The following is a 24,226-nucleotide window of genomic DNA, read 5'->3' as shown; positions in this document are numbered from 1 at the left end:
GTTAGCTATGCGCAGCTCATCCGAGCGCAGCGACAAGCGCCACGGAGGTTGCCGTGACTGCGAGTTCGACGCCGGGCCTCGCCCGGTTCAACGCGGCCGAGGAGCATACGGCCCGGTCCGCCCTGCACGAGATCTGCGCCAGCACCGCATGGGGGAACGGCATCCTCGCCGGGCGCCCCTACCGTGACGCCGAGGCACTGCTGACCGCGAGCGACACCGCCGTCGCCGCCCTGGGCCCGGCCGATCTGGCCGAGGCCATGGCCGCCCATCCGCCCATCGGCCGGCCGGCCCCCGGCGACCCCGTCTCCGCGCGCGAACAGCGCGGCATGGCGAACGCCCCCGACCGCATCAGAGCCGGGATGCTCGAACTCAACCTGGCCTACCAGGAGAAGTTCGGGCACGTCTTCCTGATCTGCGCCACCGGCCTGACGGCCGAACAGATGTATGACGCCATCCGTAACCGGATCGACAACCCCCCGGAACGCGAGCGCGAGATCGTTCGCGGGGAGCTGGGCAGGATCAACCGCATCCGGCTGGCCCGGCTCGCCGTACAGCCCGTGCCCGCGGGGGAAGGAGCGGACCGTACATGAGCACCGCGACGACCGCGTCGGTCTCGACGCACGTCCTGGACACCGCCGCCGGATGTCCCGCCACCGGTGTCGCGGTGGAGCTGTCCGTCCGCGACCGCGGCGGCTGGAGCGTGCTCGGCACGTCGAAGACCGACACGGACGGGCGCTGCGCCGATCTGCCCGCACTGCCGCCGGCGGGCACCCGTGCGCGCCTGCGCTTCGACGTCGAGCCCCACCTTTCCCCCCGGCGGGCCGGGGGCACGGCCTTCTTCCCGGAGGTGACGGTCACCTTCGCCGTCGTCCCGGGCGAGCACTACCACGTGCCCCTGCTGCTCAGCCCGTTCGGCTACTCCGTATACCGAGGGAGCTAGCACCGTGATCCTTGGGCAGAACCAGTACGGCAAGGCGGAGAGCCACGTCGTCAGAATCGTCCGCGACGGCGCCACGCACCACATCAAGGACCTCAACGTCTCCGTCGCCCTCTCCGGCGACATGGAAGAGGTCCACCTCTCCGGTTCCAACGCCAACGTCCTCACCACCGACGCCACCAAAAACACCGTCTTCGCCTTCGCCAAGGAGCACGGCGTCGACTCCGCCGAGCAGTTCGGCATCCACCTGGCCCGGCACTTCGTGACCAGCCAGGACTCCATCCGCACCGCCCGCATCCGCATAGAGGAGCACGCCTGGGAGCGCATCGGCGTCCCCGGCCCCAAGCAGCACTCCTTCGTCCGCCGCGGCCAGGAGACCCGTACCGCGCAGATCACCTTCGACGGCCGTGCGTGGCAGATCATCTCCGGGCTCAAGGACCTCGTGGTGCTCAACTCCACCGACTCGGAGTTCCACGGCTACCTCAAGGACCGCTACACCACTCTCCCCGAGACCCGCGACCGGGTCCTCGCCACCGAGGTGCACGCCCGCTGGCGCCACGCCTGGACCGGCGACGCCACCGATCCCGGGCCCACCGACTGGGACCGCTCCTACGAAGGAGCGCGCGAACACCTGCTGGCCGCCTTCGCCGACACCTACTCGCTCTCGCTGCAGCAGACGCTGTACCAGATGGGCTCGCGTGTCATCGACCAGTGCCCCGGCATCGACGAGATACGGCTGTCCCTGCCCAACAAGCACCACTTCCTCGCCGACCTCTCGCCGTTCGGCCTCGAGAACGACAACGAGGTCTACTACGCGGCCGACCGCCCCTACGGCCTCATCGAGGCGACCGTCCTGCGCGACGGCGCCGAACCCGGCATACCGGCCGACCTGACGAACCTCTGAGGACGCCCCCCAAGGACGACGACCGCTAAGGACACCGCACCCATGCCAGCACCCCCCTCGGCCTCCCGCGTCGTCATCGAGAACTGCGCCGTCGCGACCGTCGACGCGAGCGACACCGAGTACGACCGCGGCCACATCGTCGTCAACGGCACCACCATCGAATCCGTCGGCCCGGGGCCCGCGCCCGCCGGCCTCACGGACGTCGTGCGCCGCGTCGACGGCACCGGGCACCTGGCCACCCCCGGCCTCGTCAACACCCACCACCACTTCTACCAATGGCTCACCCGCGGCCTCGCCCAGGACTCCAACCTCTTCGACTGGCTCGTCGCCCTCTACCCCGTCTGGGCCCGCATCGACGAGCCCATGGTGTACGCGGCCGCGCGCGGCTCCCTCGCCATGATGGTCCGCGGCGGCGTCACCACCGCCATGGACCACCACTACGTCTTCCCGCGCGGCGCCGGCGACCTCCTCGGCGCGGAGATCCGCGCCGCCCGCGAGCTGGGCGTACGGTTCAGCCCCACCCGGGGCTCCATGGACCGCGGCGCCTCGGCCGGCGGACTGCCCCCGGACTTCGCCGTCGAGACCACCGAGGCCGCGCTCCTGGCCACCGAGGAGGCCATCGACACCCACCACGACCCCTCCTTCGGCTCGATGCTGCGCATCGGCGTCGCCCCCTGCTCGCCGTTCTCCGTCTCCACCGAGCTGCTGCGCGAGTCCGCCGCGCTCGCCCGCCGCAAGGGCGTACGGCTGCACACGCACGGCTCGGAGACCGTGGAGGAGGAGCGGTTCTGCAAGGAGCTGTTCGGCATGGGGCCGACGGACTACTTCGAGTCCACCGGCTGGCTCGGCGAGGACGTCTGGATGGCCCACTGCGTCCACATGAACGACGCCGACATCGCGGCCTTCGCCCGCACCGGCACCGGCGTGGCGCACTGCCCCTCCTCCAACGCCCGGCTCGGCGCCGGCACCGCCCGCGTCCCCGCGATGCTCGGCGCGGGCGTCCCCGTGGGCCTGGGCGTCGACGGCACCGCCTCCAACGAGTCCGGCGAACTCCACACCGAGCTGCGCAACGCCCTCCTCGTCCACCGGCTCGCCGGCGGCGAGAAGGCCCTGAACGTCCGTCAGGCACTACGACTGGGCACCCACGGCGGCGCCCGCGTCCTGGGCCGGGCCGAGGAGATCGGCTCGCTGGAGCCCGGCAAGCTCGCCGACCTGGTGCTGTGGAAGCTCGACGGCCTCGGCCACTCCACCATCGCCGACCCCGTCGCCGCCCTGGTCCTCGGCGCATCCGCGCCCGTCACCCTCTCCCTCGTGGGCGGCGCCCCCGTCGTCGAGGACGGCCGGCTGGTCACCGCGGACGAGGACACCATTGCCCGCGAGGCCCGCGCCGAGGCCCGCCGCCTGGCCCGGATCGCCGCCGACGCCGGCTGATCCGCCGGGCCCGCCGGACCCGCCGAGGGGGACGGCCCTCGGCGGCCGGGCCGGGGCGCGGCGAACCGCCCGCGCCCCGGCCCTTCCTCACCCCCACCGACAGGAGGAACCGCCGTGGTCACGGTGCCCAGGCCCACCGGCGGGCCACAGCCGGCCACCGCCGGGGACGGCGGCGACGCCCACCCCGTGGACCGGCTGCCCCGGCCCGCACAACTGCTCACGGGCGGCTTCCAGCACGTGGCCGCCAGCTACGCCGGAGTGGTCGCCCCGCCGCTGGTCGTCGGCGCGTACGTCGGGCTGTCCCCGGTGGAGATCACCTTCCTGGTCGGGGCGAGCCTGTTCACGGCCGGCATCGCGACGCTCCTGCAGACCGTGGGGCTGTGGAAGGTCGGCGCCCGGCTGCCGTTCGTCAACGGCGTCTCCTTCGCCGGCGTCGCGCCGATGCTGGCCGTCGCCGACGCCCAGGCCGACCGTCGGGACGCGCTGCCCGTCATCTACGGAGCCGTCATCGTGGCCGGCGTGCTGGGCTTCCTGCTCGCCCCCTCCTTCTGCAAGCTCGTCCGCTTCTTCCCGCCCGTCGTCAGCGGCACCGTCATCACCCTCATCGGCATCACCCTCCTGCCCGTCTCCTTCGGCTGGATCCAGGGCGGCCACCCGGACCGCCCCGCCTCGCTCACCAACCTCGGCCTGGCCGGGGCGACCCTGGCCATCGTGCTGGCCCTGCGCCGGCTGCTCAGGGGCTTCCTGCAGCAGATCGCGATCCTGCTCGGACTGGTGGCCGGCACCCTCCTCGCCGTACCGGCCGGGGCCGTCGACACCACCGCCACCCGCCACGCGGCGCTCGTCGGCTTCCCCACCCCCTTCCATTTCGGCGCCCCGCACTTCGCCCTGCCGGCCATCGTCTCGATGTGCGTCCTGATGCTCGTCTGCATGACCGAGAGCACCGCCGACATGCTCGCCCTCGGCGAGATCGTCGACCGCGAGGCGGACGAGAAGGTCATCGCCGCCGGCCTGCGCGCCGACACCCTCGGCACCGCGCTCAGCCCGCTCTTCAACGGCTTCGCCAACAGCGCCTTCGCACAGAACATCGGCCTGGTCGCCCTCACCCGCGTCCGCAGCCGCTTCACCGTGGCCGCGTGCGGCCTGATGTTCGTCCTGCTGGGCCTGAGCCCGGTGTTCGCCTCCCTCATCGCCCTCGTGCCCCAGCCGGTGCTCGGCGGCGCGGGCATCGTCCTCTTCGGCACCGTCGCGGCCAGCGGCATCAACGTGCTGCGCACCGCCGGCCTCGACCGTGGCGACAATCTGCTGATCGCCGCCACCTCGCTCGGCGTGGGCCTGGTCCCGGTGGTCTCCCGCACCTTCTACGACAACGCCGCCATCCCCGAGACCCTGAAGATCATCCTGGACTCGGGCGTCAGCGCGGGCTGCCTGACGGCCGTGGTGCTCAACCTGGCCTTCCACCACGTGGGACGGGGACGACCGCCGGCCGCCGCCCCCCGGTGACGACGCGCAGACGACCGCGCCTCGGCCGTCCCGGCGCACCACTACGCCACAATCGGCACGAATAACACCCATTCGTACCGAAAGGCGCCGTCGTGGAGCAGGAACCGCCGGAGGCGAACCACGAGGAGGAGGCGAGCCCCGAGGAGAAGAAGCCCGGCTTCGTCTTCCCCAGCGCGCTGACCGTCCTCGCGGTGGTGACGCTCCTCGTCTGGGCGCTCACCTTCGTCATCCCCTCCGGCGCCTACGACCGCGACGCCGACGGCGACCCGGTCCAGGGCACGTACCACCGCGCGTTCGCCCCCGGCGGCCTGGCGCACCGGCTCGGCGACCTCTTCCTGGCCCCCGTCAACGGGCTCTACGGCGTGCGCGACCTGAAGACGGGCGAGGTGGCACCGGACGCGGTCGGCGCGCTGTACGGCAGTGCCGGGGTCTTCCTCTTCGTCCTGGCGATCGGCGCGTTCATCACCGTCGTCTTCGCCACCGGCGCGCTCGACCGCGGCATCGAGCGGCTCGCCCACCGGCTCCGCGACCGCGGGGCGCTGCTCATCGCCGGCGTGATGACCGTCTTCTCGCTCCTGGGCACCGTGGAGGGTTTCGCGGAGGAGACGCTGGGGTTCTACGGGCTGCTGGTGCCGCTGATGCTGGCGCTCGGCTACGACCGGATGGTCGCCACCGGCACGATCATCCTCGGCGCGGGCATCGGCGTGCTCGCCTCCACCGTCAACCCGTTCGCCACCGGCGTCGCCTCCTCGGCCGCCGGCATCTCGCTGGGCGACGGCATCGTGCTGCGCTTCGTGATGTGGGTGGTGCTCACGGGGGTGGCCATCGGCTACGTCGTGCGGTACGCGAGCAGGGTGCGGGCCGAACCGGACCGCTCACTGGTCGGCTTCCTGGAGGGGGACCGCGAGCTCGCCGCCCAGGCGGTCGAGCCGCCGGAGCTCACGGGCCTGCAGAAGGGCGTGCTCGTGATGGTCGCGGCCGTCTTCGCCTTCATGATCTTCTCGGTCATCCCCTGGGCGAGCGCCCTGTCGGGCAAGGCCGACGCCACGCCGTACACCTGGGAACTGGGCTGGTCCTTCGCACAGTTGGCGGCCTTGTTCATCGTCGCGGCCCTGCTGGTCGGGCTGGTCGCCCGGCTGGGCGAGCAGAAGCTGAGCGCCACCATCGTGCAGGGCGCGGCGGACTTCATCGCGCCCGCGCTGGTGATCGTCCTCGCCCGCGGCGTCACCGTCATCATGACGAACGCCAAGGTCATCGACACCGTGCTGCACGCCGTCGAGGGCGCGGTCTCCGGCACCCCGCCGGTGGCCTTCGCGATCCTGGTGTACGTCGTGAACCTGCCGCTGGCCTTCCTGATCCCCTCCACCTCCGGCCACGCCACCCTCGCGATGCCGATCCTGGCGCCGCTGGCGGAGTTCGCGCACGTCTCGCGCGCGGTGGTGGTCACGGCCTGGCAGTCGGCCAGCGGCTGGATGAACCTGTGGGTGCCGACCACCGCCGTGGTGGTCGGCGGGGTGTCGCTGGCGAAGGTCGGCTACGACCGGTACCTGCGGTTCGTATGGCCGCTGCTGCTGATCCTGGCCGTGCTGATCTGCGGCTTCGTGGCGCTGGGCGCGGCCCTGACGTGACGGGGACCGGGCCGCGCCGCGACCGCTCACGGCCGCCCGGGGATCCGCTGTGGGCCGTCAGGGGTAAATGAGCCGGCGTTCCTCCGCGCCTCCCGCAGGACCGCCCGCAGCGCGGTGAACAATCGCGATCGCCGCAGCGGCCCGGCGCAGGTGCCGACACGCGGGCGTGTCTCAGCGATGCCGAGGGGAACGACGATGGACGCAGCAGGACATCCGCACCGCAGGGCGTTGCTCACCGGCGGTCTCGTGGCCGCCGCGGCCGCGCTCACCGGGTGCTCCTCGAACAGCGCCCCGAAGAGCGCCCCGAAGTCGGCGGACGCCGCCCCCAAGGCGACGACGCCACCGCCCGCTCCGCGTCCCACCACGGCCAAGGACGCCTTCGCGCGGCTGATGGACGGCAACAAGCGCTGGGTGAACGGAAACCTCCAGCACCCCGACCGCGATCCCACCCGGCGCGAGCTCGTGGCGCAGTCGCAGGAGCCGTACGGGGTGGTCCTCTCGTGCATCGACTCCCGCGTGCCGCCCGAGCTCCTCTTCGACACCGGCCTCGGCGACCTCTACGTACTGCGCACCGGCGCACAGACCGTCGGCCCGGTGGTCACCGGTTCCGTCGAGTACGGGCCCATGACGAGCGGCACCCCGCTGATCGTCGTCCTCGGGCACCAGCGCTGCGGGGCCGTGGAGTCGTCGTACAAGGCGATGCGCGAGGACGAGGCGCTGCCCGGCAACCTGAACGCGATCGCCGAGGCGCTGCGGCCGGCGTACGAGCGGACCATCAAGCGTCCCGGCGCGGACCCGGTCGACACCATGGCCCGCAACCAGGCCCGGATGACCGCGGCCGACCTGCGCACCAACAGGGACCTCGCCCCGCTGGTGAAGAAGCGCTCCCTCGCCGTGGTCAGCGCCTACTACTCGCTCGACACCGGGAAGGTGGAGGTCCTGACCGGCGCGCCCTAGTCGCCCTCCCGGTCGAGGAGTTCGTACGCCGGCAGCGTGAGGAAGTCGGCGTAGTCCTCGTCGAGGGCGACCTTCAGCAGCAGGTCGTGGGCCTGCTGCCAGGCGCCGGTCGCCGTGCGGACGGCCGCGAGCTCCTCGGCGGCGACCTCGCGGACCAGCCGGTCCGTGACCTTCTCGCCGGTGTCGAGCACGACGCCCGCGTCGACCCACTGCCAGATCTGGGAACGGGAGATCTCCGCCGTGGCCGCGTCCTCCATGAGGTTGAAGATGGCGACCGCGCCCAGGCCCCTCAGCCACGCCTCGATGTAGCGGATGCCGACCTGGACGGCGTTGCGCAGGCCCGCGGCGGTCGGCCTGGCCTCCAGGGTGTCGACCGCGATGAGCTGATCGGCCGTCACCTCGACGTCCTCGCGCAGCCGGTCCTTCTGGTGCGGCTTGTCGCCGAGCACCGCGTCGAAGCAGGCGCGCGCGACCGGGACCAGGTCGGGGTGGGCGACCCAGGAGCCGTCGAAGCCGTCGCCCGCCTCCCTCCTCTTGTCGGCCCGGACCTTCTCCAGGGCGACCTCGTTGACCTCGGGGTCCCTGCGGGAGGGGATGAACGCGGCCATGCCCCCGATGGCGTGGGCGCCGCGCCGGTGACAGGTGCGCACCAGCAGCTCGGTGTACGCGCGCATGAACGGAGCCGTCATGGTCACGGCGTTGCGGTCGGGAAGGACGAACTTCTCGCCCCCGTCACGGAAGTTCTTGATGAGGGAGAAGAGATAGTCCCAGCGGCCCGCGTTGAGCCCCGAGGCGTGCTCGCGCAGCTCGTGGAGGATCTCCTCCATCTCGTACGCAGCGGTGATCGTCTCGATGAGGACGGTGGCCCGGACCGTGCCCCGCTCCACGCCCATGTAGTCCTGCGCGAAGACGAAGACCTCGTTCCACAGCCGCGCCTCGAGGTGCGACTCGGTCTTGGGGAGGTAGAAGTACGGTCCCTTGCCCAGGTCGAGCAGGCGCCGGGCGTTGTGGAAGAAGTAGAGGCCGAAGTCGGCGAGGGCGCCGGGCAGGGGGCGGCCGTCGACGGTGATGTGCCGCTCGTCGAGATGCCAGCCGCGCGGGCGCATGACGACCGTGGCGAGCTCCGCGGCGGGCCCGAGCGCGTACGTCCGGCCCTCGGGGGAGGTGAAGTCGATGCGGCGCTCGTAGGCGTCGATGAGGTTGAGCTGGCCGTTCACGACGTTGCGCCAGGTGGGGGAGGAGGCGTCCTCGAAGTCGGCGAGCCAGACGCGGGCGCCGGAGTTGAGGGCGTTGATCGTCATCTTGCGGTCGTCGGCGGGGCCGGTGATCTCCACGCGCCGGTCCTCCAGCGCGGCGGGGGCCGGCGCCACCCGCCAGTCGGGGTCCGCGCGGACGCCGGCGGTCTCCGGGAGGAAGTCCAGCCGGCCGGTGCGGGCGATCTCCGCTCGGCGCGTGGCACGGCGGGCCAGCAACTCGTCGCGGCGCGGGGTGAAGCGGCGGTGCAGCGCGGCGAGGAAGGCGAGGGCCGCGTCGGTGAGCAGCTCCTCCTGCCGCTCCACGTGCGGGGCGTCGACGACTGCGGGCTGGGACGACGCTGGTGCGGACATGGGCTGTCACTCCTTCAGCGGGCGGTGCGGTGCCCGGCGGGCCGCCGGGGTGGACCGGTCATGGCGGACGTGACGCGTGGGCGTGGCGCATGGCACACGGTGCCGCGTGGAGTGGAGACTATTTTCCTCATAGTGGAAGTTCAAGGGTTCATTCCAGCAATGCGAGATCCTCCGGGGTGTCGATGTCGTCCGGTGCCGCGATGTCCGCGCACTCCACCAGCACGACGGCGTCGGCGCGTTGACGCAAGTACGCCCGCGCCCCCTGGTCGCCGTCGGCCGCTCGGGCCACCCCTTCCCAGTGCTCCCGCCCGAACAGCACCGGATGGCCGCGCTCGCCCCCGTACGCCGCCGCCACCAGTTGTGCCCCCTCCCGGCGCGCGGCGAGCAGCCGCGCCACCGCCCGTGCGCCGATGCGCGGTTGGTCGACCAGCATCACCAGCGCCGCCGTCGCGTCCGTGACGGACGTCAGGGACGCGAGGCCGGCCCGCAGGGACGAGCCCATGCCCTCGGCCCAGCGCGGGTTGTCCACGAGGGCGACCCCTGGCGGGAGCCGGCCGAGCCGCTCCCGCACCTCCGCCGCCCCCGCACCCAGCACCACGTGCACCGTCGCACAGCCGCCCTCGCGCATCTCCCGCATCGCACGCTCCACCAGAAGCCTGCCGTCCCCGCACTCCAGCAGCGCCTTGGGCCGCCCCCCGAGCCGCTGCCCGCCGCCCGCCGCCAGCAACAGGCCCGCCACCGGCGCCCGTTTCGCACTCGTGTCCGTCGCTGCTGCCATAGACCCTGCATACCGCATGCGTGTCCTGATGTGCGCCGGACGTCAGTTCGTCACTCGTACGTGAACACGCGGCCTGAATTTCGCTGTGCGTGTGGCGCGTCGCACGGAAAGTGGCGTTAACTGATCCGCGCGAGCGAGCGTGTGGGAGGGGGAAATTCGTGGCGGAAGGCGCCGTTGTGGTGGCAGAGGAGCGAGCGAACCGTTCCGGCGAGGAGCCGGACCCGAGAGCGGACGAGCTGGGCGCGGCGGTGTCCCGGCTGCGCCGGGCGCTGGCGGGGCATCCCGCCGTCTTACCGGACCGGGACGTGGCCGAGGACGAACTGGCCGCCCTGGACGCGATGGCGCGCGCCGGTGCGACGGACGTCTCCCGGCTGTGCCGCTCCCTGCTGCTGGTCGCTGGAGCGGTGGGTTCCGTCAGCGCCCTGGCCCCCGCCCTCGGCGACGTGCGCTCGGCGGTCGAGCGCTTGGGCGGGCTGCCGGGCCAAGCGCCGGAGCGCGTGCCCGGCGGCGAGCCGGGGGAGGCGCCGGACGACGCGTCCGGTGCGGCCCCGGGCGGGGTCGGCCTGCCGCGCCCCCGCGGGAGCGGCTGACGCCCCCTCCGGCCAGAGGGTGGGTCCGGACCGGATTCAGACGGAGGGGGCCGCGCCGGCGAGGGCCACGGACAGCTCCGCGGCGACCTCCCGCAGCAGCGGCACGATCCGCTCCGTGGCGGCCTCCGTGACCCGGCCCGCCGGGCCCGAGACGGAAATGGCCGCCGACGTGGGGGAGTCGGGCACGGGGACCGCCAGGCAGCGCACCCCGATCTCCTGCTCGTTGTCGTCCATCGCGAAGCCCGTCTCGCGCACCCGGGCCAGCTCCTCCAGGAAGCCGTCGGGCGTGGTGATCGTCTTGTCGGTCGCGGCCGGCATGCCCGTACGGGCCAGGAGGGCGCGGACCTCGTCGTCGGGCGACTGGGCGAGCAGCGCCTTGCCGACGCCCGTGGAGTGCGGCAGCACGCGCCGGCCGACCTCGGTGAACATCCGCACCGAGTGCCGCGAGGGCACCTGCGCCACGTAGACCACCTCGTCGCCGTCGAGCAGCGCCATGTTGGCGGTCTCGCCGGTCTCGTCCACCAGCCGGGCCAGGTGCGGGCGGGCCCAGGTGCCCAGCAGCCGGGCGGAGCTCTCGCCGAGCCGGATCAGCCGGGGGCCCAGTGCGTACCGCCGGTTGGGCTGCTGGCGGACGTAGCCGCAGGCCACCAGCGTGCGCATCAGCCGGTGGATGGTGGGCAGCGGCAGCCCGCTGCTCGCCGACAGCTCGCTCAGTCCGACCTCGCCGCCGGCGTCGGCCATCCGCTCGAGCAGGTCGAAGGCGCGCTCGAGGGACTGGACGCCGCCGCTGGTCGGGGCGGTTCGGGGCTCGGCGGGGGGCACGGCGCTCCTTCCGGGACAGGTGGCAGCAGCCTACCGGCCACCGTCGGAGCACCAGGCCGGTTTCTGTTGCGTGAAATCCGCATTCTGTGCAGTGAAAGGGTCTTGACGGGGTCGGGTGGCGACTGAAGACTTCCCGCATCGTTCGTTCAACACTTCGTTGAAGTCCAGGGGTTCAGAGGTTCGGGAATTCGGCGATTCGGGCTGTCGGGAGGCCGCGGCGTGGACCGGAACGTGGAGCTGATCCTGCGATCGACGCGGGTCGTCCTGCCCGGGGGCACGGCCCCCGCGGCCGTCGCCGTGGCGGACGGGCGGATCGCCGCCGTCCTGCCGCACGGGGAGCCGGCCCCGCCCACGGCCGTCGTCGAGGACCTCGGGGACGACGTGCTGCTGCCCGGGCTCGTCGACACCCATGTGCACGTGAACGACCCCGGCCGCAGCGAGTGGGAGGGCTTTCGCAGCGCCACCCGCGCCGCGGCCGCCGGGGGCGTCACCACCCTCGTCGACATGCCCCTCAACAGCCTCCCGCCCACCACCACCGTGGCCGGACTACGGGCCAAGCGGGCCGCCGCCCGCGCCGGGGTCCACACCGACGTCGGCTTCTGGGGCGGCGCGCTGCCCACCAACCTCGCCGACCTGCGGCCACTGCACGACGCCGGGGTCTTCGGCTTCAAGTCCTTCCTCTCGCCCTCCGGCGTCGAGGAGTTCCCGCACCTGAGCCGGTCCGACCTCGACGCCGTGGCCCGCCGGACCGCCGCCCTCGGCGCGCTGCTGATCGTGCACGCCGAGGACCCGCACCACCTCGAGGACGCACCGCAGCGCGGCGGCGCGCGCTACGCCGACTTCCTCGCCTCCCGTCCCCGCGCCGCCGAGAACGAGGCCGTCGGCGCGCTCCTCGCCGCCGCCCGCCGGCACGGCACGCGCGTGCACGTCCTGCACCTGTCCTCCGCCGACGCGCTGCCCGCGCTCGCCGCCGCCCGGGCCGACGGCCTGCCCGTCACCGTCGAGACCTGCCCGCACTTCCTGACCCTGACGGCCGAGGAAGTGCCCGACGGCGCCACCGAGTTCAAGTGCTGTCCGCCCATCCGCGAGGCGGCCAACCAGGACGCGCTCTGGGCGGCGCTGGCCGACGGGACCGTCGACTGCGTGGTCTCCGACCACTCGCCCTGCACCGCCGACCTCAAGGTGCCCGACTTCGCCAGGGCGTGGGGCGGCATCTCCTCCCTCCAGCTGGGCCTGCCCGCCGTGTGGACCGCGGCCCGGCGGCGCGGGCACACCCTGCACGACGTGGCCCGCTGGATGGCCGGCGCCCCCGCCGCGCTGGCGGGCCTGGCCGCCAAGGGCGCCATCGCGCCGGGGAAGGACGCCGACTTCGCCGTCCTCGCCCCCGACGAGACCTTCACCGTCGACCCCGCCGCGCTCCACCACCGCAACCCCGTCACCGCCTACGCGGGCCGGACCCTGCGGGGGGTCGTACGGTCCACCTGGCTGCGCGGCCGCAAGATCGCCGACCATGGCACCCCGCTGACCGAACCCACCGGCCGACTCCTGGAGCGCGCATGAGCACGAGTGGCATATCCCGCAACTCCGCTTCCACCGGCAACTCTGCTTCCACCGGCACCTCCGCTTCCACCAGCACCTCCGCTTCCACCGGCGCCTCCTTCACCGGTGACGCGGAGCCCTACTCCGGCGGCGACCCCTACGCCGACTACCGGACGGCCCCCCTCGCCGACCTGCCCTTCGCCCGCCTCCCCGACCTCGCCGACCGACGGCTCGGCGCCGGTGTGATCGCCGCCAACGACGAGTTCTTCGCCGAGCGCGAGAACCTCATCGAGCCGGGCCCCGCCCGCTTCGACCCCCACCACTTCGGGCACAAGGGCAAGGTCATGGACGGCTGGGAGACCCGCCGCCGGCGCGGCACCTGCGCCGAGCGCCCGCACCCCGCGGACGAGGACCACGACTGGGCGCTGATCCGGCTCGGCGTACCGGGCGTCGTCCACGGCATCGTCGTCGACACCGCCCACTTCCGGGGCAACCACCCCCAGGCCGTCAGCGTCGAGGCCACCGCGCTGCCCGGCACCCCGTCGCCGCACGAGCTGCTCGCCGACGACGTGACGTGGACGACCCTCGTCCCGCGCACCCCCGTCGGCGGCCACGCCGCCAACGGCTTCCGCGTCGACTGCCGGCAGCGCATCACCCACCTGCGGCTCAACCAGCACCCCGACGGCGGCATCGCCCGGCTGCGCGTCCACGGCGAGGCCGCCCCCGACCCGGTCTGGCTCGCGGCCCTGGGCACCTTCGACCTCGCCGCCCTGGAGAACGGCGGGCACGTCGAGGACGCCTCCGACCGCTTCTACTCCTCGCCGGACAACAGCATCCTCCCCGGCCGCTCCCGCAAGATGGACGACGGCTGGGAGACGCGCCGCCGCCGCGACAGAGGTCACGACTGGGTGCGCTACCGCCTCACCGGCCAGTCGGTCCTACGGGCCGTCGAGATCGACACCGGCTGCTACAAGGGCAACGCGGCGGGCTGGGCCGCCCTGTCCGTGCTCGACGCCACCACGGGAGCCGACCCCGCCGACCACTCCACGGGCTGGAGCGAGCTGCTGCCGCGCACCCGCCTGCAGCCCGACACTGTCCACCGCTTCCCACTGGCCGAAGCCCCCACCGCCACGCACGTACGGATCGACATCCACCCCGACGGGGGCATCGCCCGCCTGCGCGTCCACGGCTCGCTGACCGAGGAGGGCGCGGGGCGGCTGCGGCGCTGAGGCCCTACGCCGCGGGCGGTCCGGCCAGCGTGTTCCAGAACATCGACTCGTACTCCTGGAGCAGCCGGCCGTAGCGGTGCGCCAGGCGCTCCGACAGCCGGCCGCCCACCAGCCCCTCGGCCACGGCGGCCAGCGCCTTCTCCGTGCCCTGTGGGTCGGGCCCGGCGAAGAAGTCGAAGAAGCCGCACGCCTCGTCGTCGAAGCCGTAGTGGACGCGCAGGGCCTCGCTGACGGTGGCGCAGTAGCCGCCCCACGCGGCGAAGTTGGCGGTGAGCGCCACCACCGCGTCCACCGGCTCGGCGCCCAGGGCCAGCCAGGCGACGTACGCCGGGTAGGTCTGGCACCCGGCCCTCGGCTCATGCGCCCCGGCTGCCTCCTCGTCCAGCCCGCAGGCGGCCGTGAGCGGGGTCAGCAGGTCGAGGGCGAGGCTCTCGCCGTGGGCGAGGTGGGCGAAGAAGTGGGCGAGGGCGCTGTCGTGCCGGCCGGTCGCGCGTGTCGCGAGGTGTTCGAAGCTGCGCCGGTCGGCGGCGATGACGTGGCGCTGTTCCAGGGCGAGGGCGGCGACGGCCGCCCGGGGCGCCTCGCCCGCGGCGATCAGGGGGACGAGGCGGTTGGAGCCGGGCGGCAGGCTGCGGACGGCGTCGTCGAGGACGTCCCGGGCGGTACGGGCCATGCGGCCAGGGTATCCACGGGCGGCTACTCCGCCCCGCCGAGATAGAAGAGAAGGAAGAAGAAGGCCACGATGAAGTGGACGGCGACGAGGTAGATGAAGACCCGGACCGTCATGCCCATCGGGGCCCGGTCCTCCTCCACGTAGTCGTCCTTCACGTTGTCGCTCATGGCATTGCCCTCCGGGTCGGTGCCGAGCCGCCGAGGCACAGCCCGGCGGCGCCGCTCTGCATCAGCGTGTGCATGAACAGAAGATCCACTCCCTCGCGGGACGCGGCCGCGATACGGTGCGGAGTGAGGGAGTCGAAGTGGGCGGCGTCCCCCGCGTCGAGCAGATGGGTGCTCTCGCCGAGGGTCAGCCGCAGCCGCCCGCCGGTGACGTAGAGCCACTCCTCGCCCGGGTGCACCCGCACCAGCTCCTCCTGGCCGCCCGGGCCCTGCGGGACGTGCAGCCGCAGCGCCTGCATGGCCCGGCCGGAGCCGCCGGCCCGCCAGTACGTCCAGCCGCCCGCCTCCTGCGCCTCCATGCGGTCCGCGCGTACGATCGGATCACGCTGCTCGGGCACTTCGCCCAGCAGGTCGGATACGGTCGTCCCGTACGTGCGTGCCAGCGCGAGCAGCATCGGCAGCGACGGGGTCCGCTGCCCGGTCTCCAGCCGGGAGAGGTGGGCGGGCGAGAGCCCGGCCCGTGCCGCGGCGGCCTCCAGGGTCAGCCCGCTGCGCTTGCGCAGGGCGCGCAACTGTGGGGCCACGGCGGGCAGATCGTCTCCACTCATGGTTCCGGTATAAGCCCGGTCGTGCCTCTGGGGCAAAAGTTTTGCCTCTCGGGCAAATTCGGGGGTCGTTACCCTTGGTAACCCTCCAGTACCGTCCGGTGCGGCGGCTGATCGCGGTAAACGTCAGGGAAACATCAAGATTTGGCATTGACATGACATGCGCTACGCGCGTCATGCTGGTGACATGACAACCCCCCCTCGCCTGGCCCGTTTCGCGGCCCTCGCCGCCCTGGCCTCCACGCTCCTGGTCGGTACCCCGGCCGTCGCCGCCACGTCGACCGCCGCCGGGACCCCGGCTGCCGTGATCGCGTCCGCCAAGACCGTCGGCGACATCTGCTACTCCGAACTGCCGTCGCAGGCCCATGACACCCTGCGTCTGATCGACAAGGGCGGCCCGTTCCCGTACCCGAAGGACGGCACGGTCTTCTCCAACCGCGAGGGCGTCCTGCCGAAGCACAACAGCGGCTACTACCACGAGTACACCGTGAAGACCCCGGGCTCCCCGGACCGCGGTGCCCGACGGATCGTCACCGGCGAGAAGACGCACGAGGACTACTACACCGGCGACCACTACGCGACCTTCGACCTGGTCGACTTCACCTGCTGAGTACGCTCTCGTCCCACCCGGGTCCCGCTGCCTCCCCTGGCGGCGGGGCCCTTTGCTGTGCGTTCTCCCGAACGTTCCACAGGTCCGCGGTCGCCGTCGTCGGACCGGGGCCGATTGTCAGTGGGGCCCGCTACCGTTTTGGTGAGGCACGACACCCAGGCACTTCGAGAAGGGCGGCGAACTTCCGTGTACCGGTGGGAGATCACCCGGGCCGCGCTGGCCCAGCGCGTCGTGGCCCAGGTCCGTGGCGACAGCTACGACCAGGCCGCTTCGACGGCGGGCACCCTGCTCTCCGCCGGGATCACGAGCCTGGAGATATCCCTTGCGACCCCCTTCGCCCTGGAGGCCGTCACCACGCTGGCCCACGAGGTCGGCGAGGAGGGCATCATCGGCGCCGGGGCGGTCCTGGACGCGCCCTCCGCCCGGATGGCCATCGACGCCGGCGCCCGCTTCCTGGCCTCGCCGGGCCTCGACGCCGGCGTCATCCGCACCGGCCACCGCTACGGCGTGCCGGTCTTCCCGGGCGTCGCGACGCCGACCGAGCTGGTGCGCGCCCTGGAGCTGGGCGCCGACGCGCTCAAGCTGTTCCCCGCCGTGGGCCGGCATCCGGAGTGGGTCGGGGCGGTGCGGGCCGAGCTGCCGCAGGCGGCGCTCGTGCCCAGCGGCGGGATATCCGTCGACAGCGCCCCCGACTGGATCGCGGCGGGGGCCGTGGCATGCGGCATGGGCGCCGAACTCTCCGACGGCGACCGGGACTCGGTCGCCAAGCGCGCCGGGGAGCTCCTCGGCCGCCTGGCGGAGGCGGGTCACCGCTGCGGCTGACGTCTCCAACTCCCGGACGGCGCGTCCCCCTTGCGGCTCCTCCTCACGGCCGATGCCCCAGCACCGTACGCTCCCGTACGGTGAGGGCAGCCGACGGACGACCGGAGTGCGCCTCCGGCGCCCGTACCGAGCGATCTCCGACGACCAGGGGGTAGCGCCATGGGAGCCACGACGGACACGCGGGACGGCATAGTCGACCTTGCGGCGATGGGGGCCGACTTCGCCCGCGACCCGTACAGCGTCTACGCGAAGCTGCGCGAGCAGGGGCCGGTGCACCGGGTGCGGATGCCCGAGGGTGCGATCTGCTGGCTCGTGGTCGGCTACGACGAGGTGCGCGCCACCCTCAACGACCCCCGGCTGTCGAAGGACTGGGACCGGGCCTCGGGCGACCTCGGCCTGCCGCGGATCGCCTCCGGCCCGCACATGCTCATCGTCGACGCGCCGCACCACAGCCGCCTGCGCCGGCTCGTCGCCAAGGAGTTCACCGCCCGGCGCGTCGAGGCCCTGGCCCCGCGCGTGCAGGAGCTCACCGACGGGTTCCTGGACGCGATGCTGGCCGGCCCGGACCGCCGTGCCGACCTCGTCGACGCCCTGTCCTTCCCCTTGCCCATCAGCGTCATCTGCGAGCTCCTGGGCGTTCCGGACCTCGACCGGCAGTCCTTCCGCCGCTGGTCGAACACCGCCATCGGCTCCGACCCGTCCCCGGTGAAGGCGCAGGCGGCCGGAAACATCGCCGCCTACCTCGCCGAACTGGTCGCCGCCAAGCGCGAACGGCCCGGCGGGGACCTGCTGAGCGCACTGATCCGCACCACGGACGAGGACGGCGGCCGGCTCTCGCCCGAGGAGCTCCTGGGCATGGCGTGGGTCCTGCTGGTCGCCGGCCACGAGACGACCGTGAACCTCATCTCCAACGGCGTCCTCGCCCTGCTCAGCCACCCCCGCCAGCTCGCCGACCTGCGGGCGGACTTCGGGCTGCTCGACAACGCCGTCGAGGAGATGCTGCGCTACGACGGACCGGTGGAGACCTCCACGTACCGCTTCACCACCGAACCCGTCGAGATCGGCGGCACGCTGGTGCCGGGCGGCGGCGAGCTCGTGCTCGCCGTCATCGCCGACGCCGACCACGACCCGGCCCGCTTCCCCGAGCCCGGCCGCTTCGACATCCACCGCGATGCCCGCGGCCACGTCGCCTTCGGACACGGCATCCACTACTGCGTGGGCGCCCCGCTGGCCCGGCTGGAGGCGAAGATCGCCATCCGCTCGCTGCTGGAGCGCTGCCCGGACCTCGCCCTGGACGCCCACCCGGCGGCCCTGACCTGGCGCGAGGGCCTGCTGATGCGGGGCCCGCACCGCCTGCCCGTCCGGTTCTGACCGCTGCGGCGCCGACCGGCGGGGGCCCCCGGCCGGGCCCGCCAGGAGGCCGCCCGCCGGCCCGCGACCCACGCCCGCATATTGTCAGGACAACCGGACCTCCGGACTTCCCGTCATCTGGTCCCGGGGCTACGCTCCCTCCGTGGCGAAGCACCGACCCCTCCAGTTCTCCCTCGACCGCAGCAGCCCGGTCCCGCTCTACTTCCAGCTGTCCCAGCAGCTCGAGGCCGCCATCGAGCGCGGCGAGCTCGCCCCCGGCAGCCTGCTCGGCAACGAGATCGAGCTCGCCGGGCGGCTGGGCCTGTCCCGGCCCACGGTCCGCCAGGCCATCCAGTCGCTGGTCGACAAGGGCCTGCTCGTACGCCGCCGCGGCGTGGGCACCCAGGTCGTGCACAGCCAGGTCCGGCGCCCGCTGGAGCTGAGCAGCCTCTACGACGACCTGGAGGCGGCCGGCCAGCGGCCCGCCACCCGCGTGCTGCGCCACGCCGTCGAGCCCGCCACCGCACGCGTCGCCGCCGCCCTCGGGGTCGCCGAGGGCACGGACGTGGTGGTCGTCGAGCGGCTGCGCCTCTCGCACGGCGAGCCCATGGCGCGGCTGACCAACCACCTCCCGGCCGGCCTGCTGGACCTCGAGGACGACACGCTGGAGGGGACCGGCCTCTACCGCCTGATGCGCCTCGCCGGCATCACCCTGCACAGCGCCCGCCAGACCGTCGGCGCCCGCGCCGCCACCGCCGCCGAGGGCGAGCTGCTGGCCGAGCCGGAGGGCGCGCCGCTGCTGACGATGGAGCGCATGACCTTCGACGACACCGGTCGTGCGGTGGAGTTCGGATCGCATCTGTACCGTGCCTCCCGGTACTCCTTCGACTTCCAGCTGCTGGCACGTCCGTGACGGAGCGCCGACCTGTCAGGGCATAAGAATGTACTGACAAAGTCTTGACGTGGTGTGTCGCCCGCCACTACAAATCCCCCCACAGCGTGAGCGACGCGCGACGAACAAGGAATGCAGCCCCGCACGGCACCGCCGACGCCCCGGCCGACAGCGGTGACGGATGGTGACGGATACTTGGGCGGTTGGGTCTGTGATCGGGACCCGGCCGCACCGTGACAGACAGTGGAAGGGCAAGTCCTCGTGGCAAGGGTTCGGACAGGCGTACGTGCGGTGAGCGCCGTGCTGGCAGCGGTGCTCGGCGCCACACTGGCGGGGTGCAGCAGCACGGGCGGCAAGCGCGCCGAGGAGCGGGCCGCCAAGGCCGCCCAAGGGCGGGCCGCGGTCGACACCCCCCGGTGGACCTTCGCGATGGTCACCCACTCGGGCGATGGCGACACCTTCTGGGACATCGTGCAGAGCGGTGCCAAGCAGGCGGCCGCCAAGGACAACATCAAATTCCTCTATGCGCACGACCCGGAGGGGAACAAGCAGGCGCAGAACGTCCAGGCCATGATCGACCAGAAGGTCGACGGCCTGATCGTCACCCTCGCCAAGCCCGACGCCATGAAGGACGTCGTCGCCAAGGCGAAGAAGGCCGGCATCCCGGTGATCACCGTGAACTCGGGCTCCGAGAAGTCCAAGGACTTCGGGGCGCTCACCCACATCGGCCAGGACGAGACGATCGCCGGCGAGGCCGTCGGCGAGCAGCTCAACCAGCGCGGGAAGAAGAAGGCCGTCTGCGTCCTGCACGAGCAGGGCAACGTCGGCCACGAGCAGCGCTGCGAGGGCGTGAAGAAGTCCTTCAAGGGCGACCTGCAGAACCTCTACGTCGAGGGCACCAACATGCCCAACGTGCAGTCGTCCATCGAGGCGAAGCTGCAGTCCGACAAGGACATCGACGCGGTCGTCACCCTCGGCGCCCCCTTCGCCCCCACCGCCGTCAAGGCCGCCGAGCAGGCCGGCAGCAAGGCCGAGGTCGACACCTTCGACCTCAACGCCAAGGTCGCCGAGGCCCTCCAGGCCGGCACCCTCGGCTTCGCCGTCGACCAGGACCCCTACCTCCAGGGCTACGAGGCGGTCGACCTGCTGTGGCTCTACCGCTACAACCGCGACATGCTCGGCGGCGGCCGCCCGGTCCTGACCGGCCCGCAGATCGTCACCAAGGACGACGCCAAGGTCCTGGCCGAGTACACCAAGCGGGGCACACGATGAGCGCACCCGCCACGGCCCCCGTCCAGGACGCGCCCGACGAGCGGCTGGTGAGCCGCTCGTACCTGCGCCGCATGCTCGGCCGCCCCGAGCTGGGCGCGGTCGTCGGCGCCGCCGCCGTCTTCGTCTTCTTCTCGTTCGTGGCCGACAGCTTCCTGCAGGCCTCCAGCCTGTCCACGGTGCTGTACGCGTCCTCGACGATCGGCATCATGGCCGTGCCGGTGGCGCTGCTGATGATCGGCGGGGAGTTCGACCTGTCGACCGGCGTCATGGTGACGACCTCGGCCCTGGTCTCGTCGATGTTCAGCTACCAGATGACGGCGAACGTCTGGGTGGGCGTGGGGGTCTCCCTCCTCACCACCCTGGCGATCGGCTTCTTCAACGGCTTCATGCTGACGCGCACCAAGCTGCCGAGCTTCATCATCACGCTCGGTACGTTCCTGATGCTGACCGGCCTCAACCTGGGCTTCACCAAGCTCATCAGCGGCACGGTCTCCACCAAGACGATCGGGGACATGGAGGGCTTCGAGTCCGCCCGGAAGGTCTTCGCCTCCCATCTGACGATCGGCGGCGTGGACCTCCAGGTCACGATCCTGTGGTGGTTCGGCCTCGTGGCGCTGGCCACCTGGATCCTGCTCCGCACCCGCGTGGGCAACTGGATCTTCGCGGTCGGCGGCGGCGCGGACGCGGCCCGCGCGGTCGGCGTCCCCGTCAACCGCACCAAGATCGGCCTGTACATGGCCGTGGCGTTCTGCGCCTGGATCTCGGGCCAGCACCTGCTTATGTCCTACGACGTCGTCCAGTCGGGCGAGGGCGTCGGCAACGAGTTCCTCTACATCATCGCGGCCGTCATCGGCGGCTGCCTGATGACCGGCGGCTACGGCTCGGCCATCGGGTCCGCGGTCGGCGCGTTCATCTTCGGCATGACCAGCAAGGGCATCGTGTACGCGCAGTGGAACCCGGACTGGTTCAAGTTCTTCCTCGGCGCCATGCTGCTCCTGGCGACCCTGCTGAACGCCTGGGTCCGTAAGCGCGCGGAGGCGACCAAGTGACAGCTCTCGTCAAGCTCACGGACGTGAGCAAGTACTACGGCAACATCCGCGCGCTCGAGGGCGTCTCCCTGGAGGTCCACGGCGGCGAGATCACCTGTGTGCTGGGTGACAACGGCGCGGGCAAGTCCACGCTGATCAAGATCATCGCGGGTCTGCACCAGCACGACGCGGGCTCCTTCGAGATCGAGGGCGAGGAGGCGAGGCTCGCCTCGCCCCGGGAGGCCCTCAACCGCGGCATCGCCACGGTCTACCAGGACCTCGCCGTCGTCCCCCTGATGCCGGTGTGGCGCAACTTCTTCCTCGGCTCCGAGCCGACGAAGGGGGCGGGCCCCTTCAAGCGCCTCGACGTCCAGCGGATGCGCGAGACGACCCGTGCGGAGCTGCTGCGCATGGGCATCGACCTCCGCGACGTCGACCAGCCCATCGGCACGCTGTCCGGCGGTGAGCGCCAGTGCGTGGCGATCGCCCGCGCCGTCTACTTCGGCGCGAAGGTCCTCGTCCTGGACGAGCCCACGGCGGCGCTCGGCGTCAAGCAGTCGGGCGTGGTCCTGAAGTACGTCGCCGCCGCCCGCGACGCGGGCCTGGGCGTGGTCTTGATCACGCACAACCCGCACCACGCGTATCTGGTCGGTGACCGCTTCGTGCTGCTCAAGCGCGGGGCGATGGCGGGCAGCCACCCGAAGTCGGGGATCGCGCTCGACGAGCTGACGCGGCAGATGGCCGGTGGCAGTGAGCTCGATCAGCTCAGCCATGAGTTGGAGCGGGCGCCGGGGCCGGATGTGATCGGCGGCAAGCCGGTGGACTCCGACGGGGACTAACAGTGTTCCTTGCCCGGCATTGTGGGCGCCGCTTCGGTGCGGGCCGGTGGGCCGGTTGTGCCCACCCTCCCCCAGCTACCGCTGGGAGGTGCCCCCAGCCCCGCGGAACGCCTGCCCACAAACCGGCTCACCTGCGCCATTGTGCGGCGGGACGGGCCGGTGAGGCACAATCGGCGACGACCGTAGATACGAGGCCCCGGCCTCCTGAGACCACTGCAGGGACATCGACTCGTGCGAGCACGCACCGGCAGCGCCCGTAGAACCGCCAGGCCCCACGCAGTGGTGGAGGTGTCGCGATGAGCACGTACCGCGAGCGGGTGTACCGGGGCACCGGAAGAGCGACCGTGCTGCGCACGACCGGCACGCGCGAGCGCCGCTCGCACCTCACCGCGCCCCGCGTCCCCACCGTCGGCATCGACATCGGCGGCACCAAGGTGATGGCGGGCGTCGTCGACGCCGACGGCAACATCCTGGAGAAGCTCCGCACGGAGACCCCGGACAAGTCCAAGAGCCCCAAGGTCGTCGAGGACACGATCACCGAGCTGGTCCTCGACCTCTCCGACCGCCACGACGTCCACGCCGTCGGCATCGGCGCCGCCGGCTGGGTCGACGCCGACCGCAACCGCGTCCTGTTCGCCCCGCACCTGTCCTGGCGCAACGAGCCGCTGCGCGACCGCCTGGCCGGCCGCCTCGCCGTCCCGGTCATGGTCGACAACGACGCCAACACCGCCGCCTGGGCGGAGTGGCGCTTCGGCGCGGGCCGGGGCGAGGACCACCTGGTCATGATCACTCTGGGTACGGGCATCGGCGGTGCCATCCTCGAGGACGGCCAGGTCAAGCGGGGCAAGTTCGGCGTCGCCGGCGAGTTCGGCCATATGCAGGTCGTCCCCGGCGGCCACCGCTGCCCCTGCGGCAACCGCGGCTGCTGGGAGCAGTACAGCTCCGGCAACGCCCTGGTCCGCGAGGCCCGCGAGCTGGCCGCCGCGGAGTCCCCGGTCGCCTACGGGATCATCGACCGCGTCGGCGGCAACGTCCCCGAGATCACCGGCCCGCTGATCACGGAGCTGGCCCGCGAGGGCGACGCCATGTGCGTCGAGCTCCTCCAGGACATCGGCCAGTGGCTCGGCGTGGGCATCGCCAACCTCGCCGCCGCCCTCGACCCCTCCTGCTTCGTCATCGGCGGAGGCGTCAGCGCCGCCGACGACCTGCTGATCGGCCCCGCCCGGGAGGCGTTCCGCCGCCACCTCACCGGCCGCGGCTACCGCCCGGAGGCCCGCATCGTCAAGGCACAGCTGGGCCCCGAGGCCGGCATGGTCGGCGCCGCCGACCTGGCCCGCCTCGTCGCCCGCCGCTTCCGCCGCGCCAACCGGCGCCGCGTCGAGCGCTACGAACGGTACGCACGGGCGGGCCGGGGATGAGCATCATGGAACACAGCGCACCCACCGCCCCCGCGGAGGAGCCCGGCGGCCGCGACGGCGGCCGGGGCGACGGCACGGGCGGCGGCCGTACGAGCCGCCGCTGGGTCAAGCCCGTCGTCATCTTCCTGCTCATCGCCATCCCCGCCGGCTACCTCTACATCTCCGCGATGCAGAGCCGCAGCGGCAGCACCACCAAGCGGGAGGAGGCCGTCTCCAAGGGGCTGGAGGAGGGCTGGCCCTCCAAGGTCCAGCGCCGCATCTACGGGATGACGGTGCCCGCCTACGCCACCGACGTCGCCCACTACGAGACCAACTCCTGGCGCTCCAGCTCGCTGTACCTGCAGTTCACGACCACGCGCAAGAAGTTCGACAAGTGGCTCAAGCAGGTCGGCACCAACCCCGCCGCCCTCCAGGACGGCCGGATCGCCATCGACGAGGACGAGGCGGCGACGGTCGGCTGGGAGTTCGGCAGCGGTCACCGTTGGAAGGGCACGGTCCGCGAGCAGGACAAGCCCAAGCCGAACTTTCAGATCACCGCCAACATGGACAACCCGGACCACCCCCAGGTCTTCGTCATCTCCACCACGACCCCCTGAACCGGTTCCGCCACTACGGCGGATAGCGTGGC

The 24,226-nt window shown here is 72.5% G+C and carries 25 protein-coding genes; 19 read left to right on the top strand and 6 right to left on the bottom strand.

The window, feature by feature from the left end:
* The first annotated feature begins 53 nt into the window (after positions 1 to 53).
* From uraD to ACIGXW_RS17395, 7 genes are all read left to right on the top strand, one after another.
* The gene (gene uraD, locus ACIGXW_RS17425; protein WP_399573786.1) at positions 54 to 590 is read left to right on the top strand and encodes a 2-oxo-4-hydroxy-4-carboxy-5-ureidoimidazoline decarboxylase; all 537 of its coding nucleotides are present in this window, start codon (positions 54 to 56) and stop codon (positions 588 to 590) included.
* A complete protein-coding gene (uraH, locus tag ACIGXW_RS17420; RefSeq protein ID WP_399573785.1) occupies positions 587 to 940 on the top strand; it encodes a hydroxyisourate hydrolase in 354 nt (117 codons plus the stop codon). The genes uraD and uraH overlap by 4 nt, the downstream gene beginning before the upstream one ends.
* A 4-nt stretch (positions 941 to 944) precedes the next feature.
* Positions 945 to 1,841 (top strand): factor-independent urate hydroxylase, encoded by an 897-nt coding sequence (pucL, locus tag ACIGXW_RS17415; RefSeq protein ID WP_399573784.1) that lies wholly within the window; start codon positions 945 to 947, stop codon positions 1,839 to 1,841.
* Between the two features lie 42 nt (positions 1,842 to 1,883).
* Complete coding sequence (locus ACIGXW_RS17410; RefSeq protein ID WP_399573783.1) at positions 1,884 to 3,272, top strand: 8-oxoguanine deaminase; 1,389 nt, start codon at positions 1,884 to 1,886, stop codon at positions 3,270 to 3,272.
* A gap of 114 nt (positions 3,273 to 3,386) precedes the next feature.
* Positions 3,387 to 4,775: a nucleobase:cation symporter-2 family protein gene (locus ACIGXW_RS17405; protein ID WP_399573782.1), complete on the top strand. Its 1,389-nt coding sequence runs from the start codon at positions 3,387 to 3,389 to the stop codon at positions 4,773 to 4,775.
* A 176-nt stretch (positions 4,776 to 4,951) separates the two neighbouring features.
* The gene (locus ACIGXW_RS17400) at positions 4,952 to 6,403 is read left to right on the top strand and encodes a YfcC family protein (protein WP_399574049.1); all 1,452 of its coding nucleotides are present in this window, start codon (positions 4,952 to 4,954) and stop codon (positions 6,401 to 6,403) included.
* A gap of 195 nt (positions 6,404 to 6,598) precedes the next feature.
* Positions 6,599 to 7,360: a carbonic anhydrase gene (locus tag ACIGXW_RS17395; protein WP_399573781.1), complete on the top strand. Its 762-nt coding sequence runs from the start codon at positions 6,599 to 6,601 to the stop codon at positions 7,358 to 7,360.
* Here the strand turns inward: ACIGXW_RS17395 and aceB are convergent.
* Positions 7,357 to 8,967, bottom strand: coding sequence for a malate synthase A (gene aceB, locus ACIGXW_RS17390; RefSeq protein ID WP_399573780.1), 1,611 nt, complete (start codon positions 8,965 to 8,967; stop codon positions 7,357 to 7,359). The genes ACIGXW_RS17395 and aceB overlap by 4 nt on opposite strands.
* Positions 8,968 to 9,115: 148 nt before the next feature.
* Positions 9,116 to 9,745, bottom strand: coding sequence for an NTP transferase domain-containing protein (locus ACIGXW_RS17385; protein ID WP_399573779.1), 630 nt, complete (start codon positions 9,743 to 9,745; stop codon positions 9,116 to 9,118).
* A 179-nt stretch (positions 9,746 to 9,924) separates the two neighbouring features.
* On the opposite strand from ACIGXW_RS17385, the gene ACIGXW_RS17380 reads away from it, so the two are divergent.
* Positions 9,925 to 10,335, top strand: coding sequence for a DUF5955 family protein (locus ACIGXW_RS17380; RefSeq protein WP_399573778.1), 411 nt, complete (start codon positions 9,925 to 9,927; stop codon positions 10,333 to 10,335).
* Positions 10,336 to 10,371: 36 nt separating this feature from the next.
* Here the strand turns inward: ACIGXW_RS17380 and ACIGXW_RS17375 are convergent, their stop codons facing one another.
* Positions 10,372 to 11,157: an IclR family transcriptional regulator gene (locus ACIGXW_RS17375; RefSeq protein ID WP_360907289.1), complete on the bottom strand. Its 786-nt coding sequence runs from the start codon at positions 11,155 to 11,157 to the stop codon at positions 10,372 to 10,374.
* Positions 11,158 to 11,376: 219 nt separating this feature from the next.
* Here ACIGXW_RS17375 and allB point away from each other — a divergent pair, with 219 nt between their 5' ends.
* Together allB and alc are read left to right on the top strand one after the other, a co-directional pair.
* A complete protein-coding gene (allB, locus tag ACIGXW_RS17370) occupies positions 11,377 to 12,717 on the top strand; it encodes an allantoinase AllB (protein ID WP_399573777.1) in 1,341 nt (446 codons plus the stop codon).
* The gene (alc, locus tag ACIGXW_RS17365) at positions 12,714 to 13,925 is read left to right on the top strand and encodes an allantoicase (protein WP_399573776.1); all 1,212 of its coding nucleotides are present in this window, start codon (positions 12,714 to 12,716) and stop codon (positions 13,923 to 13,925) included. The genes allB and alc overlap by 4 nt, the downstream gene beginning before the upstream one ends.
* Positions 13,926 to 13,929: 4 nt before the next feature.
* On the opposite strand, the gene ACIGXW_RS17360 is transcribed toward alc, so the two are convergent.
* The 3 genes from ACIGXW_RS17360 to ACIGXW_RS17350 are packed head-to-tail and all read right to left on the bottom strand — an operon-like array spanning position 13,930 to position 15,370.
* Positions 13,930 to 14,598: a transcriptional regulator gene (locus tag ACIGXW_RS17360; protein ID WP_399573775.1), complete on the bottom strand. Its 669-nt coding sequence runs from the start codon at positions 14,596 to 14,598 to the stop codon at positions 13,930 to 13,932.
* A gap of 23 nt (positions 14,599 to 14,621) precedes the next feature.
* Positions 14,622 to 14,765 carry a DUF6126 family protein gene (locus ACIGXW_RS17355; RefSeq protein ID WP_177338302.1) on the bottom strand — a complete coding sequence of 48 codons (144 nt, stop codon included), beginning with the start codon at positions 14,763 to 14,765 and terminating at the stop codon, positions 14,622 to 14,624.
* The gene (locus ACIGXW_RS17350) at positions 14,762 to 15,370 is read right to left on the bottom strand and encodes a helix-turn-helix domain-containing protein (RefSeq protein WP_399573774.1); all 609 of its coding nucleotides are present in this window, start codon (positions 15,368 to 15,370) and stop codon (positions 14,762 to 14,764) included. Before ACIGXW_RS17350 ends, ACIGXW_RS17355 begins: the two co-directional genes overlap by 4 nt.
* A 184-nt stretch (positions 15,371 to 15,554) precedes the next feature.
* Here ACIGXW_RS17350 and ACIGXW_RS17345 point away from each other — a divergent pair, with 184 nt between their 5' ends.
* The 9 genes from ACIGXW_RS17345 to ACIGXW_RS17305 all read left to right on the top strand — a co-directional run bounded on the left by ACIGXW_RS17345 (position 15,555) and on the right by ACIGXW_RS17305 (position 24,194).
* The gene (locus ACIGXW_RS17345; RefSeq protein ID WP_399573773.1) at positions 15,555 to 15,977 is read left to right on the top strand and encodes a ribonuclease domain-containing protein; all 423 of its coding nucleotides are present in this window, start codon (positions 15,555 to 15,557) and stop codon (positions 15,975 to 15,977) included.
* Between the two features lie 186 nt (positions 15,978 to 16,163).
* Positions 16,164 to 16,799: a 2-dehydro-3-deoxyphosphogluconate aldolase gene (locus tag ACIGXW_RS17340; RefSeq protein WP_071965201.1), complete on the top strand. Its 636-nt coding sequence runs from the start codon at positions 16,164 to 16,166 to the stop codon at positions 16,797 to 16,799.
* 159 nt (positions 16,800 to 16,958) lie between these two features.
* Positions 16,959 to 18,170: a cytochrome P450 gene (locus ACIGXW_RS17335; RefSeq protein ID WP_399573772.1), complete on the top strand. Its 1,212-nt coding sequence runs from the start codon at positions 16,959 to 16,961 to the stop codon at positions 18,168 to 18,170.
* 142 nt (positions 18,171 to 18,312) lie between these two features.
* Positions 18,313 to 19,062 (top strand): GntR family transcriptional regulator, encoded by a 750-nt coding sequence (locus ACIGXW_RS17330; protein ID WP_399573770.1) that lies wholly within the window; start codon positions 18,313 to 18,315, stop codon positions 19,060 to 19,062.
* Between the two features lie 270 nt (positions 19,063 to 19,332).
* Positions 19,333 to 20,313: a sugar ABC transporter substrate-binding protein gene (locus tag ACIGXW_RS17325; RefSeq protein ID WP_177338303.1), complete on the top strand. Its 981-nt coding sequence runs from the start codon at positions 19,333 to 19,335 to the stop codon at positions 20,311 to 20,313.
* A complete protein-coding gene (locus ACIGXW_RS17320) occupies positions 20,310 to 21,362 on the top strand; it encodes an ABC transporter permease (protein WP_399573769.1) in 1,053 nt (350 codons plus the stop codon). The genes ACIGXW_RS17325 and ACIGXW_RS17320 overlap by 4 nt, the downstream gene beginning before the upstream one ends.
* Positions 21,359 to 22,180 carry an ATP-binding cassette domain-containing protein gene (locus ACIGXW_RS17315; RefSeq protein WP_399573768.1) on the top strand — a complete coding sequence of 274 codons (822 nt, stop codon included), beginning with the start codon at positions 21,359 to 21,361 and terminating at the stop codon, positions 22,178 to 22,180. Before ACIGXW_RS17320 ends, ACIGXW_RS17315 begins: the two co-directional genes overlap by 4 nt.
* A gap of 296 nt (positions 22,181 to 22,476) precedes the next feature.
* Positions 22,477 to 23,598 (top strand): ROK family glucokinase, encoded by a 1,122-nt coding sequence (locus ACIGXW_RS17310; RefSeq protein ID WP_399573767.1) that lies wholly within the window; start codon positions 22,477 to 22,479, stop codon positions 23,596 to 23,598.
* A gap of 5 nt (positions 23,599 to 23,603) precedes the next feature.
* Positions 23,604 to 24,194, top strand: coding sequence for a hypothetical protein (locus tag ACIGXW_RS17305; protein WP_399573766.1), 591 nt, complete (start codon positions 23,604 to 23,606; stop codon positions 24,192 to 24,194).
* Positions 24,195 to 24,226 lie beyond the last annotated feature (32 nt).

Source organism: Streptomyces sp. NPDC053079 (genome assembly GCF_044546695.1).
Lineage (GTDB): Bacteria > Actinomycetota > Actinomycetes > Streptomycetales > Streptomycetaceae > Streptomyces.
The sequence above is the reverse complement of the archived record's forward strand: the minus strand, read 5'-3'. Positions and strand labels throughout refer to the sequence as shown.